The sequence below is a fragment of the Vibrio sp. 970 genome, assembly GCF_033339075.1.
Genome location: NZ_JAWOTW010000790.1, coordinates 1 through 522 on the forward strand (window position 1 = coordinate 1; position 522 = coordinate 522).

A 522-nucleotide genomic window follows, 5' to 3' on the forward strand; every position below is an offset into this window, starting at 1 on the left:
GCTAGCTTATCCAGCAGAAGATGCAGAGTTTGAGGTTCTGCGTACATCATCTTCTTGATCTTCGTGAAGGCCTTAGAGCTACCACCTTCAACCATGTAAGTCGCAAGCGTCCATGGGCTACCAGAGAAACCAATTAGAGGTACATCACCATTCAAATCTTTACGGATTTGACGCACGGCATTCATTACGTACTGCAGTTCACCTTCTGGATCTGGCAGACCGATTTTCTCTACGTCGGCTTTGCAAGTAATTGGGTTATCGAAGACCGGACCTTCACCAGCAGCAAAACGCAGACCCAGACCCATTGCATCTGGGATAGTTAGGATGTCAGAGAACAAGATCGCTGCATCAAGAGGAAAACGGCGTAGTGGTTGAAGAGTTACTTCAGACGCCAGCTCCGCATTCTTACACAAAGACATGAAATCGCCCGCTTGAGCACGCGTAGCTTTGTATTCTGGTAAGTAACGACCTGCCTGACGCATCATCCATACTGGCGTGTAATCTACCGGCTCTTTAAGAAGC

Annotated in this window: 1 protein-coding gene; it reads right to left on the reverse strand. The window is 48.1% G+C overall.

Features of this window, described 5'->3' with window-relative positions; translation table 11 throughout:
• Positions 1–522, reverse strand: a 522-nt coding sequence (locus R7Q11_RS29205) for a uroporphyrinogen decarboxylase family protein (protein ID WP_318094492.1), incomplete at both ends; no start/stop codon positions are given.